Annotated in this window: 1 protein-coding gene; it reads right to left on the bottom strand. The window is 69.5% G+C overall.

Features of this window, described 5'->3' with window-relative positions; genetic code table 11:
* Positions 1-157 (bottom strand): helix-turn-helix domain-containing protein (locus tag Q5L94_RS14285; RefSeq protein ID WP_411161948.1); only part of this gene is annotated, 157 nt, incomplete at its 3' end.
* Between the last annotated feature and the right edge of the window lie 102 nt (positions 158-259).

The raw sequence follows: 259 nt of genomic DNA, 5'->3' as shown, positions 1-259 counted from the left end.
CGACGGCCAGCCGGTGCGCCGTGGCCCGGGGCAGGTCCGTGGCGGCGACGAGGTCGGCCAGGGCCCGGGGCGCCTCGGCGACGGAGGCGAGAATGGCCACGCTCTTGTCGACGACGCCGATACCGCTCTGCGGCCCGGCACTGCTAGGCTGTCCCATACAGCGATACTATGGTCCCATATATTGGGAACGCAAGAGAGAGGGCGTCATGGGCCGGACACTCGCCGAGAAGCTCTGGGACAGCCACGTCGTACGGTCGGC

It is taken from the genome of Idiomarina sp. Sol25 (assembly GCF_033052775.1).
Lineage (GTDB): Bacteria > Pseudomonadota > Gammaproteobacteria > Enterobacterales > Alteromonadaceae > Idiomarina.
The sequence above is the reverse complement of the archived record's forward strand: the minus strand, read 5'-3'. Positions and strand labels throughout refer to the sequence as shown.